Source organism: Psychrobacillus sp. OK032 (assembly GCF_900111345.1).
Classification (GTDB): Bacteria; Bacillota; Bacilli; order Bacillales_A; family Planococcaceae; genus Psychrobacillus.
The window spans coordinates 1-19,334 of sequence record NZ_FOGY01000007.1; the positions used below are offsets into that span (position 1 = coordinate 1).

Sequence of the window (19,334 nt, forward strand, 5' to 3'; positions counted from 1 at the left end):
CGCCAGCGTTCGTCCTGAGCCAGGATCAAACTCTCCATAATAGAGAACTTAAAAAGCTCATTTTGTTTTGCTGGCATCATCATTAAATGATGTCATAATTGTTTTGCTGTCGGACTAACTGAAGTTAATCTTTCAAGCTATATTTCTTAACGTTTTGCATGTTCAGTTTTCAATGTTCATGGTTTTAATTAATGGAGCGGGTGAAGAGAATCGAACTCTCATCATCAGCTTGGAAGGCTGAGGTTTTACCACTAAACTACACCCGCATATATAAAATTCAAATGTTGTTGTTTTTTTTGGCGCGCCCGGCAGGAGTCGAACCCACAACCTTCTGATCCGTAGTCAGACGCTCTATCCAATTGAGCTACGGGCGCATTATTGCTTTGGTGCGGCCGAGAGGACTTGAACCTCCACGGGGTTATCCCCCACTAGGCCCTCAACCTAGCGCGTCTGCCATTCCGCCACGACCGCGTAGTTAATAATTAGGACATGTTTTATTGTACTCTCATCAACTAAGTTTGTCAACAACAAATGATGAGCCATGAAGGATTCGAACCTTCGACCCTCTGATTAAAAGTCAGATGCTCTACCAACTGAGCTAATGGCTCGTAAAATGGCTGGGGAACCTGGATTCGAACCAGGGCATGACGGAATCAAAATCCGTTGCCTTACCGCTTGGCTATACCCCAATATGGCGGTCCCGACCGGGATCGAACCGGCGATCTCCTGCGTGACAGGCAGGCATGTTAACCGCTACACCACGGGACCTTGGAAATATAAAATTGAAATGACCCCTACGGGATTCGAACCCGTGTTACCGCCGTGAAAGGGCGGTGTCTTAACCGCTTGACCAAGGGGCCATATAAATGGCTCCGAAGGTAGGACTCGAACCTACGACCAATCGGTTAACAGCCGATTGCTCTACCACTGAGCTACTTCGGAATAATTTTTGTCGTTTTGTTCTTCTCGACTTTTTCTATTATAAAGAGCCTTTCGCGAAACGTCAACTACTTTTGTGAAATTTATTTAAGTTTTTTTGAAGTTACTAAAACAAGGTCCCCCAAACACTTGCCACATCTGTATTTGCGTGTATTTAAACGAATTTTCCGATTATATGCCAAGGAGCATTTTGCACATTGATAAGTATATCTATTCCTACTGACGCGTCTATTCCGTTCAACAAGAGTAGAACAAAACCTAGGTGAATTCGTTCTTTTCAGTAGCTCTCTAAAATCTGCATCTCGATGTTTATAACCCTTTCCTTCTATATGTAAATGATAATGACAAAGCTCATGTTTAATTACTCCAATCAATTCTTCCATTCCGTGTTTTTCAAGGACAAGTGGATTAACTTCAATATGATGTGTTCTTAACATATACCTTCCACCCGTTGTACGCAGGCGTTTATTAAAATAAGCTTCATGCCGGAAGTCTTTCCTAAAAACCTCCTTTGATACACTACAAACTAGTTCATACAGCTTTTCATCCGTCATAATACCTCTCCTATTTAAAAAAAGCTTGTCCAATGACTAAACATTGGACAGCCGTTAAATTGTTACACCTGTTGCTCTGGAGGAAGCATTGTAAGTGCGATTCTTCCTTTATTCGCATCAAACTGATCTACCCATACTGTTACTATATCTCCTAACGAGACTACATCTAATGGGTGTTTCACAAAACCTTTTTTCAACTTCGAAATATGAACAAGTCCATCTTGTTTGACACCGACATCGACGAACGCCCCAAAGTCGACTACATTACGAACAGTTCCTTGGAGCTCCATACCTGCTTTTAGATCTTCCATTTTAAGGACGTCTGTTTTCAAAATAGGTTGTGGGAAAGCTTCACGTGGATCGCGGGCTGGTTTGATCAATGTGTCTACAATATCTTTTAATGTGATGTCGCCAATTTCTAATTCTTTACTTACTTCTTCTATTGAAATGTTTTTTAAAGCTTCTTCAGCTTCTTTTGAGCCGATTTGTTCTTTTTTCAGTCCTGCAATTGCTAGCACTTGTTCAGCTGCTTTATAACTTTCTGGATGAATTCCTGTTGCGTCAAACGGATTTTTTGCATCTGGTACTCTTAAAAATCCAATTGCTTGCTCGTATGTTTTCGCACCCAAGCGTGGTATTTTCTTTAATTGTGCCCTTGAAGTAAACCTTCCTTGCTCGTTTCTAAGATTTACTACGTTTTCAGCGACAGTTTTTGATAGCCCGGAAACGTATTGCAAAAGGGATGCAGATGCTGTGTTTACGTTGACTCCAACTTGGTTAACTGCAGTTTCTACTATAAAAGAGAGTGACTCGGATAATTTTTTCTGTGATACGTCATGTTGGTATTGACCTACCCCTACCGCTTTTGGATCTATTTTTACAAGTTCAGCTAGTGGGTCTTGTAATCTTCTTGCGATCGACACCGCACTTCGCTGCTCAACTTGTAAATCAGGAAACTCATTTCTTGCAGTTTCGGATGCAGAATATACGCTTGCCCCAGCTTCATTGACAATAACGTAAGCAACATCACCTTCTACTTCTTTTAGACAATCTACTATAAACTGCTCTGTTTCACGAGAAGCAGTACCATTACCTATAGCGATTAACGAGATCGGGTATTTCTTAAGATAAGTAAGAACTTTCTTTTTGGAACCTTCTACATCCATTTTCGGTGCATGAGGATATATTGCGGAAACGTCTAATAGTTTACCAGTGTCATCGACTACAGCAAGTTTACATCCAGTCCGGTACGCAGGGTCTACTCCAAGAATTACTTTTCCTTTTAACGGTGGTTGTAATAAAAGATTACGTAAGTTTTCAGAGAAGATGTGAATTGCTTGTGCTTCTGCTTTTTCAGTAAGCTCCGTTCGGATTTCACGCTCTACCGAAGGCTGTATTAGACGTTTGTATGAGTCTTCTATTGCAAGTTTGACGTGTTCAATGGCATCGCTAGAGGAATAATTGGGTATCCACTCTGTTTGCATTACTGTTGTTACCTTATTTATTGGAACTTGAATACTTACTTTTAGTACATCCTCTTTTTCGCCACGGTTAAGCGCTAGTATACGATGTGGCACGATTTTTTTTACTGGTTCTTCATATTCATAGTACATTTCAAATACATTTTTCTCGTCTAATTCAGCCTTTTTCACGGAACTGATTATCAGTCCATCCGCACGTGAAATATTGCGGATTTGTTCTCGAATTTTTGCATCATCCGCGAATTGCTCAGCTAGTATGTCTCTTGCGCCTTGTAGAGCTTCTTCTATTGTAAGTACTTCTAGTTCTTCATTCAAAAAGTCTTTTGCTAAAACAGCAACTGACTCTTTTGGAAAGGTCATCAATATACTCGCAAGTGGTTCTAAGCCTTTTTCTTTGGCAATCGTCGCCTTTGTTCTACGTTTTTGCTTGAATGGACGATATAAATCTTCTACTCGTTGCAGAACAGTTGCATTTTGGATAGCTACACTCAACTCTTCTGTCAGCTTCCCTTGCTCATCAATAAGTCGAATCACTTCTTCTTTTCGCTGTTCTAACTGTTGTATGTAGTTATAGCGATCTTCAATTGCTTTTATCTGAACTTCATCCAATGATCCAGTTTGTTCTTTTCTATAACGCGCGATAAAAGGAACTGTATTTCCTTCTTCTAATAATTTAATAACTTGTTCAGCTTGAGAAGATTTAACACCAGTTTCTTTAGAAACGAGCTGTAGCATTTTCTTAATTTCCAAAACAAACACACCCTTTCCTTATTAAGTTTAGTTTAACACAAAAAGCTTACCCTAATGCCTTCTAGAGTAAGCTTCCTACTATAAATGTAGCGTCGTCGCCATGTTCAATTGTATCGAGCACTGAATTGTAAAGACATCTTGCATTCAGTGCATTTTTAATCGTTTTTTTAGGACTATTCATGTTCACACCATCAGAATGTAACATGAATAAATCATTTTTCTTACATGCGTAAGTTTGTGTTTTTACTTTTTGTTTCCTCCCTGATAAATAGCCCATTACTGGTAGGGGGTATAACATTTTATCTGTTTCCTTCTGGTACATATAAAATTTGATATTTCCTATGCAACTATAGGATATAGTTTCAAGATTATAATCTATTTTCACAATTGCGACAGCAGCGCCTCTTTTTTGAATCATTCGTTCATTACATCGTATTAATAATTCGTCTAACGATTCTTCAGGGTATTTCTCCAATATCTCTGGAATGATATCAGCAGATTCTTTTGCAATAGGTCCATTCCCTAACCCATCTGCAATAGCGCACAACATGAAGTTTTCATTTTTAGACACATAGTATGTATCCCCTGATTCTAAATTACCCGACTTGGCTTCTTGAAATACTAACAGCTCAACTTTTTCGTCCGAAAAATTCTTCACTTCACTACTCCACCTGACGCTAATATTGCCTCTTGCAATTTCTTAATCGCTTTTCGCTGTATTCTCGAAACGTGCATTTGAGAAATTCCCAGTCGATCGCCCGCTTCTTTTTGGCTCAATTGCTCTAAGTATGTAAGTTGAATTACTTCCTTTTCACGATCAGATAAAACACCAAGAGCATTAGCTACCAGTAAACGCTGATCAGTCTTTTCAAATTCTCCGTCCGCTTTTCCAATTACATCGAATAATGTAATCGTACTTCCGTCTGAATCTGATTCTAGCGAGTGATCCATGGATAATGCTTGATAGCTTTTCCCCATTTCCATTGCTTCTAATACATCTTCTACTTCTACATTTAAGTATTCGGCAATTTCTGGAACTAATGGTGAACGTTGGAATTCATTTGTTAATGTTTCTACGGCTACCCTAATTCGAGGGCCAAGTTCTTTTATTCTTCTCGGTACATGGACAGCCCACGTTTTGTCTCGAAGAAAACGTTTAATCTCACCTATGATTGTTGGAATAGCGAATGCTTCAAAGTTTTTACCGAACGCCGGATCATATCTTCGTATTGCACCAAGCAGTCCTACCATTCCAACTTGCACAATATCCTCATGATGGGATTTTCCATTTGAGTACTTTCTTGCTATAGACTCAACCAATCTAGTGTAATTTAAAACCAAACTGGTCTGTGCTTCTTCACTCTCTGTCTTTTGATATTCACTTATCCACTCTAGGATTTTTTCTTTGGATTGCTTGTTAGGAAGAGATGTGTTCGACATTACCATCCACCTGCTCTACTCCGACATGCTTCGTCATAAATACAGTTACACCTTCCTGTTGATGCACTTTCACCTCGTCCATTAATGTCTCAATTAAATATAATCCAAGCCCGCCTTCTCTCAAGAAAGAAATTTCTTCTAATTCATTATATGGTCCGACTTTTGCTTTTGTCTCTTCGAAGTCAAAGCTTTTTCCATGGTCTGCTACCATGATTTCCATTTTCTCTTCGTATAATGCGCAACCAATTACAACCTCACCGTCTTCATCTTCGGCATACGCATGTTGAACTGCGTTTGTTATCGCTTCGCTCGCAGCTATTTTTAAATCTTCTATCTCGTCATATGTAAATCCAACACGGTTTGCTAGTCCCGAAATTGTTAAACGTGCAACACTTACATATTGCGGCTTTGCAGGCACTCGAATTTCAACATAATCAAACGGTTTCATCTATTTTCACCTCTCCACTGCTCGCTTGTATATCCATTATTTCTCCTAAACCAGTTATATCAAACAGTCGTTTTAAACGAGATGAAAGTCCAATTAGCTCCATATGACTATTCGATGCATTTATACTCTTATAAAACCCAACAAATACTCCTAACCCTGTACTGTCCATATAGGATACATCTGTTAAGTCTATTGTCACTTGAAGGTTTTCTTTTAGGTCAATCTCGGCAAGTTTTTCTCTTAAAATTGGTGCTGTAAATGCATCAATTTCTCCTTTTATGATTCCATTAACTATTAGCGAGTCTTTTTGATGTAGTTCAACTGTAATATTCATGTGTTTTATCCCCCGTTTTATCTATATAGTGTTTGTAATACCACGATTCAACTAAAGTTAAACATCTTTACAAAAAAAGACTATACTTTTTTGAAAATCACAAGGGTGAAATCATCTCGTTGTTCAAAGTCTTGTAATTCTTCCAACTTATGAAACACATACTCTACCATTTCTTGAGCAGATTGATCTTTAACATTTTCAATTATATCCATAATCGTTTTTTGTTCGATAAACCCCTCTTTTGAACGACATTCCGTAACCCCATCCGTCATCATCACAACAAAATCACCTTTGTTTAGGGTAATAGAATGTTGTTCATATTTCACATTGGGAATTACACCTAAGAGTAAACCTTTTGCTTGTAACTCAGAAAAACTAGATGACTCCGAGCAATAAAAAAGCGGAGGTTCATGTCCAGCTGAAGCGTATGTAAATTCACTATTCGATGTATCATATCTTCCGTAAGACATGGAAATAAACATCGAGTCGCTTACACTTTTCTCTACGATTCGGTTGATCACATCTAAAACAATTACTGGATCCGTTTCTGCACCGTCTAAACTGTCCATTCCGTATTTAATCATGGACATACATAGCGCAGCAGGAATACCTTTTCCGATAACATCTGCTACTGCTATACCTACATGTGTGTTGTCATGCAAAAAGTGTGCATAATCCCCGTTCATTTCTTTTGCTGGAACTGAAATAATACCTATATCTAAATCTATTATTTGAGGTACTTTCGTTTTTAACAATGTTTGTTGCACGTTCGCAGCAAGCTCCATTTCCATCTTGATATTTTGCTGTTTTTGAATCAAAGTTTGATGCTCTTTAAGTGCCAATCCATAGCGAACCATCACTTCAATGAGTAAATCAAAAGAATGCATTACATCGCCATCTAAATCAGACATAATCTCTTCTAATGACGCCTTATGTATGCTGATTACTTCCTCAGGAGAGATATTTTTCTGAATAAGTTGCCTACTAATATTTTGACCTTCATACAAATTATGTTCCGTCTGTTTTAATATATATTGTTCTAAAATTTGTTTATATTCTTTTTTAAATTCCTGCATTTTTTACAACACCCTCCTTACCTCATCCACTTGGTTGCACTAATCACCGTACCTTCTCCTATAACTGTTTCAATCTTAAAGTCATCCATGAGCCGCTTTACTCCAGGAAGTCCAGCTCCTAATCCACCAGATGTTGTAAATCCATCTTCCATCACTTTCCGAACATCTGCTATACCTGGGCCTTTATCGGATGCAATAACTAGTAATCCTTTAAGATTGCCTTCTGTAATTTGTTTTATTTCTATATTACCTCTTCCTGCATATAAATAAATATTACGAGCAAGTTCACTAATTGCTGTTGTAATTCTAGCCTGGTCAACTGTACCGAAACCTACATCCTTCGCTTCATTTCTTCCAAGCTGCCTAGCAGCAACAATATCCCACTCCGTTATAATATCAACAGAAGACCTTAAGTTCATAATGGACTAGTCCTCCAATTCTCGTTCTAATTTTTCCAATCCATTTTCTAAATCTAGTGCTGTTACAACGTTTTCTAGTCTAATACCTAGCTCTATTAATGTAATGGCAACAGCAGGCTGAATACCGGTAATAACTACTTTTGCCCCCATTAAACCAGACATATTAATAACATCTCCTAGTACTTTAGCGATGAACGAATCAATAAAGTCAATTGGAGTCAAATCAAGTACTACTCCTCTTGCTGCAGTCGTGTGCAATTTTGCCAATAAATCTTCTTGAAATGCTAACGCAGTTTGATCATCTAATTCCCATTGGATTGAAACAATTAAGCAGTCTCTTAGTTTTAAAATTGGAATTCTCGTCATCATTTCACGTTCACCTCAATAATCGCCCGATTTGTTAAAGCAAGAGCTTGCTCCATTCCTCTTTGCAACGTACTTGTCGTAGTAAAATCAGTTAAATTTATACCAAGCGTTACAATTGTTTGCGCAATCTCTGGACGAATTCCGACAAGCATACATTTAGCACCTACTAAACGAACGGCGTCCGCTGCTTGAATAATATGATGAGCGACCATTGTATCTACTACAGGAACACCCGTGATATCAAGCAATACAACCTCTGCACGATGCTTCACAACACCTTGTAGTAAGTTTTCCATAATGAGCTTTGCACGTTCCGTATCAATTGTACCTACTAACGGCATGACAGAAATTTTATCAAATACAGGGATTAGGGAGGCTGAAAGTTCTTGCAAGGCAATTTTTTGGAGATTCACGGTTTTTTCCCAAACTTTAGAATAGGCATCTACCACACTATGATTAAGCGGTGTAATCCAATTTGTCAGTATTTCTCTAAATGATTTATAATTACTTTCATTTAACGAACCTGCTTCTTCCATTTCTTCGTAGATTACTTCCGTGAAATTGTTAAGTGCTCTTAGTACAAAAGTGATCGACCAGCCATAACGAACAATTTGAACAGAAAAATCCTTTAGCTTCTCATCGTAGGTTTCTCCACTTGCTGTTAAACTAGAAACCATCAGTTCTCCAAATTCGCGAACGGTAGTATCAATGACTTGATCAGACATTATTTGAAAGAATCGGTCATCCTGATCGTCTTCCATTTTTACTTTCCATCTATCTAAAATATTATCTATATTATCATGAATATATGTTGCAATTTGTTTATTCATACTATTTCGTCCATCTCCTCTTTTTGGTATTCGTACTTACATTCTAACGAATTACAGGATAATATACATCTTTTAACGCAAAAAATAAAAAACACAATGCGTATTTGTCGGCTACACATTGCGTTTTGTCTATGTATTAAAATTTTACAATTCCCAAGCTAATACCTAATGCATGATCGACTTCACACATAACATCTTCATCTAAATGTGTAATTTTATCTGTCAGCCTAGATTTGTCTATCGTACGCAATTGTTCTAACAAGATAACCGAATCTCGTTCAAAATCATACTGTTTCGCATTGATTTCCACATGTGTTGGTAATTTTGCTTTTTGAATCTGCGCGGTAATTGCTGCAATGATAACAGTAGGACTGAATCGATTTCCTATATCATTTTGTATCACCAAAACGGGTCTGGTTCCACCTTGCTCAGACCCGATTACAGGTGATAAATCTGCAAAAAAAACGTCCCCACGTTTTACGATCAAGTTTTCATCCTCCACTTACGAGTCGCTCTGTCGTATGTTGCGCTTCATATTCCGCATGTAAACATTCCGAACTTATGGATAAGTTTATATGAGACATTTCAACATAACCTTTCATCATCGCTTCTCTTATAAGATTTGCCTGGCCTTTCTTAATGTATTCATTTGCTTGGACACGAACAAGATTTTCACTATTAGCGAATGATTGTTTGACAATTTTTACTCCTTCATTAACCATTTGCTTTGGAAGCTCTATAACTGCTTCCTTTTTCTTTTTTCCACTTACCACAGCAAACACCTCCGACAAAACATTTCCCTATATGACAATATACTTAATCTTACCATTACTAGAGGCATAATAAAAGACATTATAAGAAATGGTTAGACAAATCATGCACTAAGTTCGAGTTTTGTCGAAGAATTATTCACTATATAATCTAGGAAGTCTATTGGAAAAGGTGCAGCAAATTTCATATGGTATTGTCTGCAAAGCGTTTGCCCATTCTTCTATCCTAATCTCTTCATTCATTTGTTTCCCTAGCAACACTACTTTTTCACCAATATCCACTTGTTCATCTAAACGGATCATACACTGGTCCATGCAAATTTTTCCAACGATCGGCATTCTCTTTCCTTTTACCAAAACGAATTGGTTATGCAACTTTCGCAAGAATCCATCTGCATAACCAATCGGTAGCGTTGCAATCCACTCATCCGTTTTAGCTGTATACGCTGCACCGTAGCCAATCGTCGCACCTTTTTTCACTTTCTTCACATGCACTATTTCCGTATGTAGCGAAAGTGCTCTTTCCAATGGAAATGGAAGGTTTTCATCTATCCAATTTGAGGGTGCAATTCCATACATTGATATACCGAAACGCACACCATCATAATGTTGACTAGGATTTCTAAGCGTTGCAGCACTATTGGAAGTGTGTACAATTGCTGGTCGTTGTTCAAATAATTGAAGCATTCGTTCGAATGATAAAATTTGTTTCTTTAAATGATTTTCGTCTTCTTCGTCTGCTGTCGAAAAATGGGTAAACACGCCCGTTACTTCTATCCAATTTCTTTCTCGAATAAAAGCAATTGCTTTCTGTAATTCTTCCTCTTGTACAATACCAATTCGGCCCATCCCACTGTCAATTTTAATATGTGTTTTAAAAGGTTTTGTAAATTCCCGTGTAGCAAATAACCACTCAAACGAATATGCTGTTAGTGTGATGTTCCGTTCTGATGCAATGGATAAAAAAGAGATCGGGGAAGCTCCGAGAACAAGAATATCAGCAGTTATTCCTGCATCTCTTAACTGAACCGCTTCCTCCGGAGAGGCGACGGCTAATTGAGTAGCCCCTGCTTGTAAGGCTGCTTTGGCGGTTTCAATTGCTCCGTGCCCATATCCATTTGCTTTTACAACAGCCATTATACTAGTATGCTTTGGTAACTTTTCTTTTAAGCGCTTGATATTAGACTTGATTGCTTGTAAATTTACTTGGATAAATGTTGGACGGTAATATGGCTGAGACATAAGACTTCCCTCTTTTTTCGTTTGTTTTACTATTATGCTTCTAATTATCCTACTAGTGAGAAGAAGTCGTCAATTAGTTTACTTCAGTCCAGCTATCGTCATAGATGCTGCTACTTCAATCATTTCTTCTTTGGTTAATGATGTAGATGCGATGAAGAATGACATTCCATCTTGTTCCCAAGTAAGTGATTGATCCGTTACTGCCCCAACAGCTACCCCTAAATCTACAGGATCACCTGGTGCAAATACTGGGATAGTAGATGATACACTTGGGTCGCTAAGTTGCTGAATAATTGTAAATTCTTTTTCACCACTAAATGTTAAAATAACCCGTTTATCGTCTTCCACTTTCATCTCTTTTTCATCGATCAAGTGAACACCTTCCCACTTAATCACTGGATAATGTGTTTCAAACTCTTTGTTTTCCATCTCTGCTGAAGCTTCTACAGTGCCCTCTTCCACTTTCCCAGTTGGCTTTTGATCAATTTTGTACTCTCCTGCTGCATGTGTTTTCCCAAGTGATACTTGTTTGAATTTAATATGAATCTGTTCTTCTTTCTTTTCATTCAATATCGCAACATCTTTTGGCAATAAAGTCTTTTTGTCGATGTAAATTCTTTGAGTTGGTAGCATGTTTTTGTGATTATTCGAAGTTTTTGTTTCAAATACATAGTTTTTTCCTTCTTCTTTAAATGTTGAAGATTTATCGTTTTTAATATCTTGCGCAAGCGAACCGATTAAATAAGCTTGGCTATTTTCCGCTGGCCAGTTACTTTGAAACTTATACGTTTTGTTAAGCGCTGGTGTTACAACAAAAACTCCTTCAGTATTGCGTACAATCATTTGCGTATTTTCGGCATTCTTATCTGATACTTTCACGCGGTAAAAATCAGGCTTTGTATGCCAAACCTCCACGTCATACACTCTCGGCTCTTGACCAGTTAAGATGCTCATTTCCGCAGTTAACTCATATCCTTTTGCATCCACCCACTTATTACTCAATTTTTTTACTACGTCTTCTTTTGACTCAGCTCCACATGCAGATAGTACCAGGATCATCATAGCTAATACAAATAACAGTTTGGCCACTCGGCTTTTCAATCAGTCCACCCTTTCTATTATCACTGCGTTCGTTCATTGTATGTAGTTGGACGACCGGTTATGATTGTAGAATTACTTGAGCAGCTGCATATTCTTTTGTGTGGGTAATGGAGACAAAGCCATTTACTTGGATTCCTTTAAAATAAAGGCTTGGTTTGCCGTTATTTTCCTTTAGAATTTCAATATCATGAAAGCTACATTCTTTTCCTATTCCCGTTCCTAACGCTTTCGAAAATGCTTCTTTTGCTGCGAATCGTCCCGCTAAAAATTCTATTTGTCGCGAAGCTGATAATTTCTGCATTTGTGCAATTTCTTTGTTCGTTAAAATACGCGCTTCAAATTTACTTGTCTTTTCTTTAATTTTTTTTATTCTTGTTAATTCGGTTATATCTATACCTATTCCAGTAATCATGAGCGTTTCTCCTTTTCAAATGTAGCTTATACAAGCTATACTATTAGTAGAAAAATTGAGGTGAAATAATGTTTACAAGAACTGAGAATTTTAAACAATACACTAAACTCTATCCAGTCGTTTCTACTTTGCTTGCTTTAAATATTGTTATTTATATTTTAACGAATATCCCAGTCCTAGGAGATGCAATTTACTCTCAGGGTGTTCACTTTAACTTACTTATAAGCGAAGGTGAATATTGGCGTTTAGTTACCCCGATGTTTTTACATGCTACTTTTTTTCATTTGTTATTCAATATGTTCTCTCTATATCTATTTGGTCCAGAGCTTGAACAAATTGCAGGTAAGGCTCGTTTCTTAACCATTTATATGTTATCTGGTTTAGTCGGTAATATCGCTACTTATTTAATACACGATTGGAATTATATAAGTGTAGGTGCTAGTGGGGCAATATATGGTATTCTTGGTGCCTTTGGTGCTTTAGTTTATTATACGAGAAATTTAATGCCACAGCTAAAACAAATTATTATACCTATAATTGTTATAGGGGTTATTATGACATTTCTTCAACCGCATATTAATGCTACTTCACATATTGCAGGCCTCATAACAGGTTTTGTAATCGGAATTATTTACTTCCACCCAAAAAGAATCGCTGCATGGAAAAAACGTAAAAGTCATTTAAAATCAGTGAAGTAAAAAAGTATAAATGTTCTTTATGTATATCTGGCTTTTCAAAGCCTTAGGAAGTTGTACAGTATAGAGATACTGCGCACTAATGGAGGTTTACAAAGCGACCACTATGATTTCCGCTGTAGGCGGACGCTTTCCGCGGGGTGAGCGATAAGCCATCGCCGACGCATACGCGTCCGCCTGGAGTGGAAATCATAGTGACTCCTAATAGAGCAAGTTACGACACAGTATCTCTAAATAGTGGCGTACCATCTACTTTATAATTTCCAAAAGAATAAGAAAAGAACAGCCTTAATCTACTGGCTGTTCTTTTTCTATGGTTGTTTTATGATATGGTTCATACCAATTTAAAAGCATTTCTGCATCCGTTTTTTCAATATGTGGGATTGTAGTTGAAGCACCTGTCACACCAGATTTAATCGTTGTAATAATAGATGAAACGTTTGCCTTTTTTTGAAAAAGCGTTGTGCTTTCCGTCATGGATTGAATTCTTCTTTTCTCCATCCATACCATTACTTTACTAAACAGTCGGTATTGTATAACTAGCTGACGTTCATTCAAATAATAGCCGGCAGTTTTTTGTTGCCACACACCAAGCCCGTAACTTAGTGGGAATAATAGTAGCGAAAATAATCCAAAAGGGTAAAAAAAGTAGCTAACTGCTCCAGCGACCGGAATCATCCATATATAATCTAATCGATAGAAAAACTTTCTTGACCTATTTGGTATTCTAGTAAGTTGATGGTTAAATAGAAGCTCCGGAAATATTTCCTGTAATATTGGTGTTATCTTCGATTTTTTAATAAGTGGAAGCAAACGGATTTTTTCATCTTTTTCCGCTAGAGAACCTCCAGCACTATCGACAATTACTGTTGCGTAGCCCATTAGCTGACGTAATGGATTTTCAACTACTCGTACTCCTTGGATTCGGGAAAGTGGAATTGTTATTTTTTTCTTTTCTAACAATCCCCTTGTAATAATAATTTCCTCATCCTCTACTGTAATCATAAATTCATAGTAGTTTATAAATGTGAGCACAACGGAAACTATCCAAGCGATTAACAACACAACAAAAACAGCTAGCGCCACAATAAGTGCTCCAAAACGAATGAACACAACTATTTCTTCATAAATCGCTCCATACGGAATAACATTTGAAAATTGAGAGGCAAAGACGGCTAGCCCTGAGAAAAACACACCTACTCCACCAGAAGTACTTGCAAGCACAAACAAATCTTTTGGAGACATTTTAAAAATCGCTCGTCTTTCCTCTTTTACAAGTGGTTGTACTTCCATCGAATCATTTAATTCTTCCGGAAGTTTATTTTTTGCTTGTAGCATCTCAAGTTTAATCTGATCGGCTGCAACTTTTGTAATGGCTGTCAACTCTGCGTCCGCTTCCTTTGTTGCTCCTCCACCAGCCGTTTCTACTTTTATTTTCACTAATCCAAATGGTCTATGGAAGATGCCTTCCGTATAGTTCAAACTTTGAATACGTTCAAAAGGAATATATCGCTTTTTCTTTACGAACAATCCATATTCAATACGGAGTTCCTCTTCTTCAAACCAATATCTGAACCGTTTCCATTTAATTATGCCACTAACTAACATAAAGATTAGAATTATCGCGTAAATACCATAGGTAATATAGGAGGACCAATGACCAGAATCCTCACTTCCTCCAAAACCATTGACTGCAATGACTACAATAAATGGGATAATCATTTCTTTTAATACTTTTACAAAGTTTATGACTGCAGAAATCGGATGTAGCTTGTATTTTTCTTTAGACATCATCTTCCGCCACCCTTGCAAGTACAGAAATTCTTCCACGTAGTTCATCCGCTTCTGCGGTAATAAGTGCAGGTATTGTATGATTCGTTGCAGCTGTTGAAATTGTAATAGAAGCTAAATCATATTTCCGTAAGATTGGTCCTTGTTCTGTATCGACATGCTGTACACGAACCATTGGCACTAATGTCCTCTTTACAACGAATAGACCGTGCTGAAGTTCTATTTCTTGTTCTCGTACTTCATATCTCCATCGCGCCCATCTAACTTTAGGAAACAAGTAAATTAGTAAATACGCAATAATTAGTACAATTACCAAATCTACTATGTACAGCCAAATGTACTCGCCAGTAAAGAAGTTTATAACCCCCACACCTATACTGAGTAGTAATGCAATGAGTGTTTGGAAAACCCCATAGATTCGCCATACACGTAGTCCTTTTTTAGATAATTTATTTATTGGTTCTGCTCTCATTATCAACACCTCTTCCCTTGTATTGTATACGATTTTAGAGGGTAAATGTTTCAAATTATAATAGGAATGTTTCTTAAGCTAGTTGATTATCCGATTTTTCTACTAGATCATCCGATTAACTGATGTGATTATCCGAATATCGTCGTTCATTATCCGATTTCATTATTTTAAAGAAAAAAAAGGATGAATCCACATCGAAATGTGAGATTCATCCTAAAAATTTAATATTAGCCTTCGTTACGTGGTGAACGAGTTCTTGTGCTACGTTGAGTAGAACCGTCACGTGGACCGCTGCTACGACGTGAGCTACTAGGACGTGAACCTCCGCTTGAGCGTGAAGATCCGCGATCGCTTCCTGCGCGTCCTGACGAGCTACGTCCTCCGCCGCTGCGGTTACCACCTTTGTAACCACCACCGGAACGAGATCCGCCGCCACCGCTACGCTCTCTGCGAGCAGGTAGTGGACGCTCTTCAGAAAGTGCGATTGGTGTTGCGTCTGGTTCTTTCGTCATTGATTTAATAGCTGCAGCAATTACGTCTATTGCTTCAAACTTTTCAAGCATTTCTGAAGCTAATGTACGGTAATCCCCTAAATCATTCTTTTTCACGATTTCTGATAAATTTTCAATCGCAACACGTTGCTGACCTACTAACGCTTCATCAGAACTTGGTGGAGTAAGAGCTGTCATACGTTTTTTCGTAGTATCTTCTACGATACGTAAGTAACCCATTTCTCTTGGCGTTACGAATGTTACAGCGACACCATTTTTCCCTGCACGGCCTGTACGACCAATACGGTGAACATAGCTTTCAGGGTCTTGTGGGATATCGAAGTTGTATACATGTGTTACACCAGAAATATCTAATCCACGTGCTGCTACATCCGTTGCAACAAGGATATCAATTTTATTTGATTTGAATTGTTTTAATACAGACATACGTTTCGCTTGGCTTAAATCTCCGTGAATTCCTTCCGCTAGGTAACCACGAATGCTTAGTGCTTGAGCTAATTCGTCTACACGACGTTTTGTACGACCAAAGACAATTGCAAGCTCAGGTTGGTGTACGTTTAATATTCTTGAAAGTACATCGAACTTTTCGCGCTCTGTAGCTTTTACGTAGAACTGTTCAATGTTTTCAACAGTCATTTCTTTAGACTTGATTTTTACTTCTACTGGATCTTTCATGAATTTTTCAGCAATTTTACGAATTGGACCCGGCATTGTAGCTGAGAACAATAATGTTTGGCGCTCTGGAGGAACGCTTTCTAAAATTTTGTTGATATCTTCAATGAATCCCATGTTAAGCATTTCATCAGCTTCGTCTAAGATAAGTGTTTGAACTTGATCAAGTTTTAACGTACGACGATTGATGTGGTCAAGAATACGACCAGGTGTACCAACGATTACTTGAGGTTTGTTTTTAAGTGCACGGATTTGACGACCAATTTCTTGACCACCATATACAGATAAAAGACGAACCTTTTTGTCGTAACCTAATTTATAAAGCTCTTCCGAAACTTGGATTGCAAGTTCACGAGTTGGAGCGATAATAAGTGCTTGGATATTAGGGTTTTTTGTATCGATTTTCTCAATCATAGGAATACCAAAAGCAGCAGTTTTACCTGTACCAGTCTGTGCTTGACCGATAACGTCACGTCCACCCATAGCATGTGTAATAGTACCTTCTTGGATTGGGGTAGCTTCTTCAAATCCCATACGTTGAACGGATTTTAATGTTGAAGCGCTAATATTTAATTCTGAAAAATTTGTCAAAATTTTAATCTCCTTTTTCTTGTGTTTTGACAAATGGTTACATTTTCAGATGAAATTGCGGCAAATTCGAGCCTATACGAGGAACGTTTCCGTTACTTAAAATTCTCTGTGGTTTACAGTTCAGAGGGGTCTTTTATAAAGGGAAAGCCCGGTCTTTTGCCGAGCGGTTTGTTAATGAGTGATCTTATCCTACTTCAACAAACCGTTATGTTCAAAAAAAAGTACTCTTCATCAAATACTGAAGAGTCTTCACACAAAATGTATCCATTGCTCTAAACGTAGTATAGCATGCCTTATTATTAGTTGCAACGAAATAGCCACTGTTATAATTATTAGTTTAATCATCCGCTCCTTTTTCGCTTATAAATCTTAACGCTCTATCAAACCAATCTTCACAGTCCTCACAATAACAAATATGGTGTTTACCTGTTTCGGAAAAGATAAGTTCTTTTTCCTTTGAGCCAATTTGATTGAATAAAAATTCAGCGGTCGTATAAGGTACAATACCATCTTTTTTACCTTGGACTAAACAGACTGGTATTTTAATGTGGCCGTAATACGGCTCAACTATACGTACTAATCGTATAAATTCGAGCGTTGCACGAATCGGTGTTTTTTTCAATTTAGAGCTGTATCGCTTGTACAATATATTATCTTCTAGTTTCCCTTCCACTGCTTCTTTTGCCATTTCTTTAATATCTTGCAAGAGCTGTGTAGGATAAATATATTTAGCTGCAGCACTTAACAAAATAAGTTTGGAAATTGGATACCGAATTGCTAAGTACATCGCAATGATCCCACCCATTGAAAATCCAACTATGTATACCTTGTCCACATCTTTTAGAAGTTCTCTTAGTGCTAGCTCTGCTGCCATCAACCAATTTTCCGCTGTTACCTGTTTTAGTTCCAGCGTTTCTCCATGGCCAGGAAGTGTAGGGACAATAATTGTCCAGTCTGTCCTTTCCTGTAAATACTCCACGAACGGTTGCACCTCATATGGTCCACCAGTAAAACCGTGAATACAAAGGACACCTGTTTTCATATTGCCCTACTCCTTTCTTGTTTTTACTTTTGAAAAGGTTCAATGATTCGCTCTAACTTCATACCACGTGAACCTTTTACTAATACTATGGACTCTTCATTTATTTTTTCATTTAAAAATGAAATGATTTGTTCATGCTCATTCTCAACCCAAATTAGCTGTTCATCCTTGAATTGATCTACTAATTTCTTGTAAAGCCACTCCATTCTCGGTCCAAATAAACAAACGCCTGTAAACACTTGTTCTGAGATAAATGTACTCATCTCTTCATGATACAGCTCTTCATTCTCACCGAGTTCCAACATGTCTCCAAGTACGAGCCATTTATCTGATTTTATCGTCGATTTTTCTACAAAAGAAATAGCCGCTTTCATCGATGTGGGTGCTGCATTATAAGCATCATTGATAAAAATTGCTCCATTAGTAGCTTCAATTACTTGCATACGCATATCTGTTAACACAATTTGCTTTAATGCTGCTCGCATTTGCTCGGACGAAAGCCCAACTTCTTTTGCGATCAATAGAGCCGCCAACGTGTTTTTCACTTGATGCTCCCCAAGTATTGGAATCGACATTTCTTCATTTAAAAAGCCATCTGTGTGGAACTTACTACCTTGTTCGGTAAATGTCACTTCTGCAATGCGCAGATCATTGGCTTCTTCTGTACCAAAAGATATTGATTGTAGGGAAGGGATATTTTCTACAAACGGGCGTAGTAATGGCTCATCGCCATCATAAAAAAGTTTCCCTTTCTCCTGTAAGCCTGCAATAATTTCAAATTTTGCTTTTGCAATTCCTTCGCGGGAGCCAAGATCTTGCATATGCGCTTCGCCAATATTTGTAATAACTGCATACATTGGTTTTGCAAGCCTTGATAGAAACTCTATTTCGCCAAATGAACTCATACCCATTTCCAATACGGCAAATTCCGTATCTTCCTCTAGGGAAAGAATTGTTAGAGGCAATCCTAGTTCATTGTTAAAATTACCTTCCGTCTTTTTCACACGGAAATACGGAGAAAGGATACCGGCTACTAAATCCTTCGTAGACGTTTTTCCGTTCGATCCTGTAATTCCGATAAAAGTAGCGTTCAACTCTTTGCGGTACGCTACCGCCATTTGCTGAAGTGCTTTTTCCCCACTGTCGACAAATAATAATGGAACGTCCTTTGGTGGATTCGGTTCATCTTTTAACCAAAGGGACGCAGCTGCTCCTTTATCAAAAGCATCTTGCACAAAGCGGTGTCCATTTACATTTTCTCCACGGAAAGGGATAAATAAATCGCCGGCTTGCAATGTTCTTGTATTAATCGAAACACCTGTTACAAGTGGATTATTTTCAAGGAATACATCTTCCCCTAACCAGTTTGCGATTTCTGCTAAACTTTTCTTCAACTT

21 protein-coding genes and 8 tRNA genes are annotated in these 19,334 nt (G+C 37.9%); 1 reads left to right on the forward strand and 28 read right to left on the reverse strand.

Annotation, left to right across the window (positions count from 1 at the left end; translation table 11 throughout):
* Nucleotides 1-192: 192 nt before the first annotated feature.
* The 23 genes from BMZ04_RS13775 to acpS all read right to left on the reverse strand — a co-directional run bounded on the left by BMZ04_RS13775 (nucleotide 193) and on the right by acpS (nucleotide 12,162).
* Nucleotides 193-266: transfer RNA gene (locus tag BMZ04_RS13775), tRNA-Gly, on the reverse strand.
* A 31-nt stretch (nucleotides 267-297) separates the two neighbouring features.
* Nucleotides 298-374 (reverse strand) — tRNA-Arg (locus tag BMZ04_RS13780).
* Nucleotides 375-384: 10 nt separating this feature from the next.
* Nucleotides 385-471, reverse strand: a tRNA-Leu gene (locus BMZ04_RS13785).
* Between the two features lie 64 nt (nucleotides 472-535).
* A tRNA-Lys gene (locus BMZ04_RS13790) sits at nucleotides 536-608 on the reverse strand.
* 6 nt (nucleotides 609-614) lie between these two features.
* Nucleotides 615-689 (reverse strand) — tRNA-Gln (locus BMZ04_RS13795).
* Nucleotides 690-692: 3 nt separating this feature from the next.
* Nucleotides 693-768: transfer RNA gene (locus BMZ04_RS13800), tRNA-Asp, on the reverse strand.
* Nucleotides 769-788: 20 nt separating this feature from the next.
* A tRNA-Glu gene (locus BMZ04_RS13805) sits at nucleotides 789-860 on the reverse strand.
* Nucleotides 861-867: 7 nt separating this feature from the next.
* Nucleotides 868-942: transfer RNA gene (locus BMZ04_RS13810), tRNA-Asn, on the reverse strand.
* Nucleotides 943-1,022: 80 nt separating this feature from the next.
* On the reverse strand, nucleotides 1,023-1,493 hold the full coding sequence (locus tag BMZ04_RS13815) for a SprT family protein (protein WP_093271814.1): 471 nt from the start codon (nucleotides 1,491-1,493) through the stop codon (nucleotides 1,023-1,025).
* 62 nt (nucleotides 1,494-1,555) lie between these two features.
* On the reverse strand, nucleotides 1,556-3,724 hold the full coding sequence (locus BMZ04_RS13820; protein WP_093271818.1) for a Tex family protein: 2,169 nt from the start codon (nucleotides 3,722-3,724) through the stop codon (nucleotides 1,556-1,558).
* A 61-nt stretch (nucleotides 3,725-3,785) separates the two neighbouring features.
* Complete coding sequence (locus tag BMZ04_RS13825) at nucleotides 3,786-4,382, reverse strand: SpoIIE family protein phosphatase (RefSeq protein ID WP_255367925.1); 597 nt, start codon at nucleotides 4,380-4,382, stop codon at nucleotides 3,786-3,788.
* Complete coding sequence (gene sigB / locus BMZ04_RS13830; protein ID WP_093271823.1) at nucleotides 4,379-5,164, reverse strand: RNA polymerase sigma factor SigB; 786 nt, start codon at nucleotides 5,162-5,164, stop codon at nucleotides 4,379-4,381. Before sigB ends, BMZ04_RS13825 begins: the two co-directional genes overlap by 4 nt.
* Complete coding sequence (gene rsbW / locus BMZ04_RS13835; RefSeq protein ID WP_093271828.1) at nucleotides 5,142-5,612, reverse strand: anti-sigma B factor RsbW; 471 nt, start codon at nucleotides 5,610-5,612, stop codon at nucleotides 5,142-5,144. Before rsbW ends, sigB begins: the two co-directional genes overlap by 23 nt.
* Nucleotides 5,599-5,946, reverse strand: a complete 348-nt coding sequence (locus BMZ04_RS13840; RefSeq protein ID WP_093271832.1) for an anti-sigma factor antagonist — start codon at nucleotides 5,944-5,946, stop codon at nucleotides 5,599-5,601. Before BMZ04_RS13840 ends, rsbW begins: the two co-directional genes overlap by 14 nt.
* Before the next feature lie 80 nt (nucleotides 5,947-6,026).
* Nucleotides 6,027-7,022, reverse strand: coding sequence for a PP2C family protein-serine/threonine phosphatase (locus BMZ04_RS13845; protein WP_093271836.1), 996 nt, complete (start codon nucleotides 7,020-7,022; stop codon nucleotides 6,027-6,029).
* Nucleotides 7,023-7,039: 17 nt separating this feature from the next.
* A complete protein-coding gene (locus BMZ04_RS13850; RefSeq protein ID WP_093271839.1) occupies nucleotides 7,040-7,441 on the reverse strand; it encodes an anti-sigma regulatory factor in 402 nt (133 codons plus the stop codon).
* Nucleotides 7,442-7,447: 6 nt separating this feature from the next.
* On the reverse strand, nucleotides 7,448-7,810 hold the full coding sequence (locus BMZ04_RS13855) for an STAS domain-containing protein (protein WP_093271843.1): 363 nt from the start codon (nucleotides 7,808-7,810) through the stop codon (nucleotides 7,448-7,450).
* Nucleotides 7,807-8,637: an STAS domain-containing protein gene (locus BMZ04_RS13860; protein ID WP_093271846.1), complete on the reverse strand. Its 831-nt coding sequence runs from the start codon at nucleotides 8,635-8,637 to the stop codon at nucleotides 7,807-7,809. Before BMZ04_RS13860 ends, BMZ04_RS13855 begins: the two co-directional genes overlap by 4 nt.
* 136 nt (nucleotides 8,638-8,773) lie before the next feature.
* Nucleotides 8,774-9,124, reverse strand: coding sequence for a type II toxin-antitoxin system PemK/MazF family toxin (locus tag BMZ04_RS13865; protein ID WP_093271851.1), 351 nt, complete (start codon nucleotides 9,122-9,124; stop codon nucleotides 8,774-8,776).
* Between the two features lie 4 nt (nucleotides 9,125-9,128).
* Nucleotides 9,129-9,410, reverse strand: a complete 282-nt coding sequence (locus BMZ04_RS13870) for a transcriptional regulator (protein WP_369802672.1) — start codon at nucleotides 9,408-9,410, stop codon at nucleotides 9,129-9,131.
* Between the two features lie 132 nt (nucleotides 9,411-9,542).
* Complete coding sequence (alr, locus tag BMZ04_RS13875; protein ID WP_093271858.1) at nucleotides 9,543-10,649, reverse strand: alanine racemase; 1,107 nt, start codon at nucleotides 10,647-10,649, stop codon at nucleotides 9,543-9,545.
* 78 nt (nucleotides 10,650-10,727) lie between these two features.
* Nucleotides 10,728-11,750, reverse strand: a complete 1,023-nt coding sequence (locus tag BMZ04_RS13880) for a LolA family protein (RefSeq protein ID WP_093271862.1) — start codon at nucleotides 11,748-11,750, stop codon at nucleotides 10,728-10,730.
* 58 nt (nucleotides 11,751-11,808) lie between these two features.
* The gene (gene acpS / locus BMZ04_RS13885; protein WP_093271866.1) at nucleotides 11,809-12,162 is read right to left on the reverse strand and encodes a holo-ACP synthase; all 354 of its coding nucleotides are present in this window, start codon (nucleotides 12,160-12,162) and stop codon (nucleotides 11,809-11,811) included.
* A gap of 68 nt (nucleotides 12,163-12,230) precedes the next feature.
* On the opposite strand from acpS, the gene BMZ04_RS13890 reads away from it, so the two are divergent.
* Nucleotides 12,231-12,860, forward strand: a complete 630-nt coding sequence (locus BMZ04_RS13890; RefSeq protein WP_093271870.1) for a rhomboid family intramembrane serine protease — start codon at nucleotides 12,231-12,233, stop codon at nucleotides 12,858-12,860.
* Nucleotides 12,861-13,145: 285 nt separating this feature from the next.
* On the opposite strand, the gene BMZ04_RS13895 is transcribed toward BMZ04_RS13890, so the two are convergent.
* The 5 genes from BMZ04_RS13895 to murF form a co-directional block, all read right to left on the reverse strand.
* Nucleotides 13,146-14,648, reverse strand: coding sequence for a PH domain-containing protein (locus BMZ04_RS13895; RefSeq protein WP_093271873.1), 1,503 nt, complete (start codon nucleotides 14,646-14,648; stop codon nucleotides 13,146-13,148).
* Complete coding sequence (locus BMZ04_RS13900) at nucleotides 14,641-15,120, reverse strand: PH domain-containing protein (RefSeq protein ID WP_093271876.1); 480 nt, start codon at nucleotides 15,118-15,120, stop codon at nucleotides 14,641-14,643. Before BMZ04_RS13900 ends, BMZ04_RS13895 begins: the two co-directional genes overlap by 8 nt.
* A 227-nt stretch (nucleotides 15,121-15,347) precedes the next feature.
* Nucleotides 15,348-16,895: a degradosome RNA helicase CshA gene (locus BMZ04_RS13905; protein ID WP_093271879.1), complete on the reverse strand. Its 1,548-nt coding sequence runs from the start codon at nucleotides 16,893-16,895 to the stop codon at nucleotides 15,348-15,350.
* A gap of 337 nt (nucleotides 16,896-17,232) precedes the next feature.
* Complete coding sequence (locus BMZ04_RS13910) at nucleotides 17,233-17,937, reverse strand: alpha/beta hydrolase (RefSeq protein ID WP_093271884.1); 705 nt, start codon at nucleotides 17,935-17,937, stop codon at nucleotides 17,233-17,235.
* A gap of 23 nt (nucleotides 17,938-17,960) precedes the next feature.
* Entirely contained in the window at nucleotides 17,961-19,331 is a 1,371-nt protein-coding gene (gene murF / locus BMZ04_RS13915; protein ID WP_093271887.1) for a UDP-N-acetylmuramoyl-tripeptide--D-alanyl-D-alanine ligase, read from the reverse strand.
* Between the last annotated feature and the right edge of the window lie 3 nt (nucleotides 19,332-19,334).

What these genes read in the sequence shown, in the direction of transcription:
- BMZ04_RS13815 (WP_093271814.1), bottom strand. Translation starts at nt 1,493, where the DNA reads ATGACGGATGAAAAGCTGTATGAACTAGTTTGTAGTGTATCAAAGGAG.
- sigB (WP_093271823.1), bottom strand. Translation starts at nt 5,164, where the DNA reads ATGTCGAACACATCTCTTCCTAACAAGCAATCCAAAGAAAAAATCCTA.
- rsbW (WP_093271828.1), bottom strand. Translation starts at nt 5,612, where the DNA reads ATGAAACCGTTTGATTATGTTGAAATTCGAGTGCCTGCAAAGCCGCAA.
- BMZ04_RS13840 (WP_093271832.1), bottom strand. Translation starts at nt 5,946, where the DNA reads ATGAATATTACAGTTGAACTACATCAAAAAGACTCGCTAATAGTTAAT.
- BMZ04_RS13845 (WP_093271836.1), bottom strand. Translation starts at nt 7,022, where the DNA reads ATGCAGGAATTTAAAAAAGAATATAAACAAATTTTAGAACAATATATA.
- BMZ04_RS13850 (WP_093271839.1), bottom strand. Translation starts at nt 7,441, where the DNA reads ATGAACTTAAGGTCTTCTGTTGATATTATAACGGAGTGGGATATTGTT.
- BMZ04_RS13855 (WP_093271843.1), bottom strand. Translation starts at nt 7,810, where the DNA reads ATGATGACGAGAATTCCAATTTTAAAACTAAGAGACTGCTTAATTGTT.
- BMZ04_RS13860 (WP_093271846.1), bottom strand. Translation starts at nt 8,637, where the DNA reads ATGAATAAACAAATTGCAACATATATTCATGATAATATAGATAATATT.
- alr (WP_093271858.1), bottom strand. Translation starts at nt 10,649, where the DNA reads ATGTCTCAGCCATATTACCGTCCAACATTTATCCAAGTAAATTTACAA.
- acpS (WP_093271866.1), bottom strand. Translation starts at nt 12,162, where the DNA reads ATGATTACTGGAATAGGTATAGATATAACCGAATTAACAAGAATAAAA.
- BMZ04_RS13890 (WP_093271870.1), top strand. Translation starts at nt 12,231, where the DNA reads ATGTTTACAAGAACTGAGAATTTTAAACAATACACTAAACTCTATCCA.
- BMZ04_RS13895 (WP_093271873.1), bottom strand. Translation starts at nt 14,648, where the DNA reads ATGTCTAAAGAAAAATACAAGCTACATCCGATTTCTGCAGTCATAAAC.
- BMZ04_RS13900 (WP_093271876.1), bottom strand. Translation starts at nt 15,120, where the DNA reads ATGAGAGCAGAACCAATAAATAAATTATCTAAAAAAGGACTACGTGTA.
- BMZ04_RS13910 (WP_093271884.1), bottom strand. Translation starts at nt 17,937, where the DNA reads ATGAAAACAGGTGTCCTTTGTATTCACGGTTTTACTGGTGGACCATAT.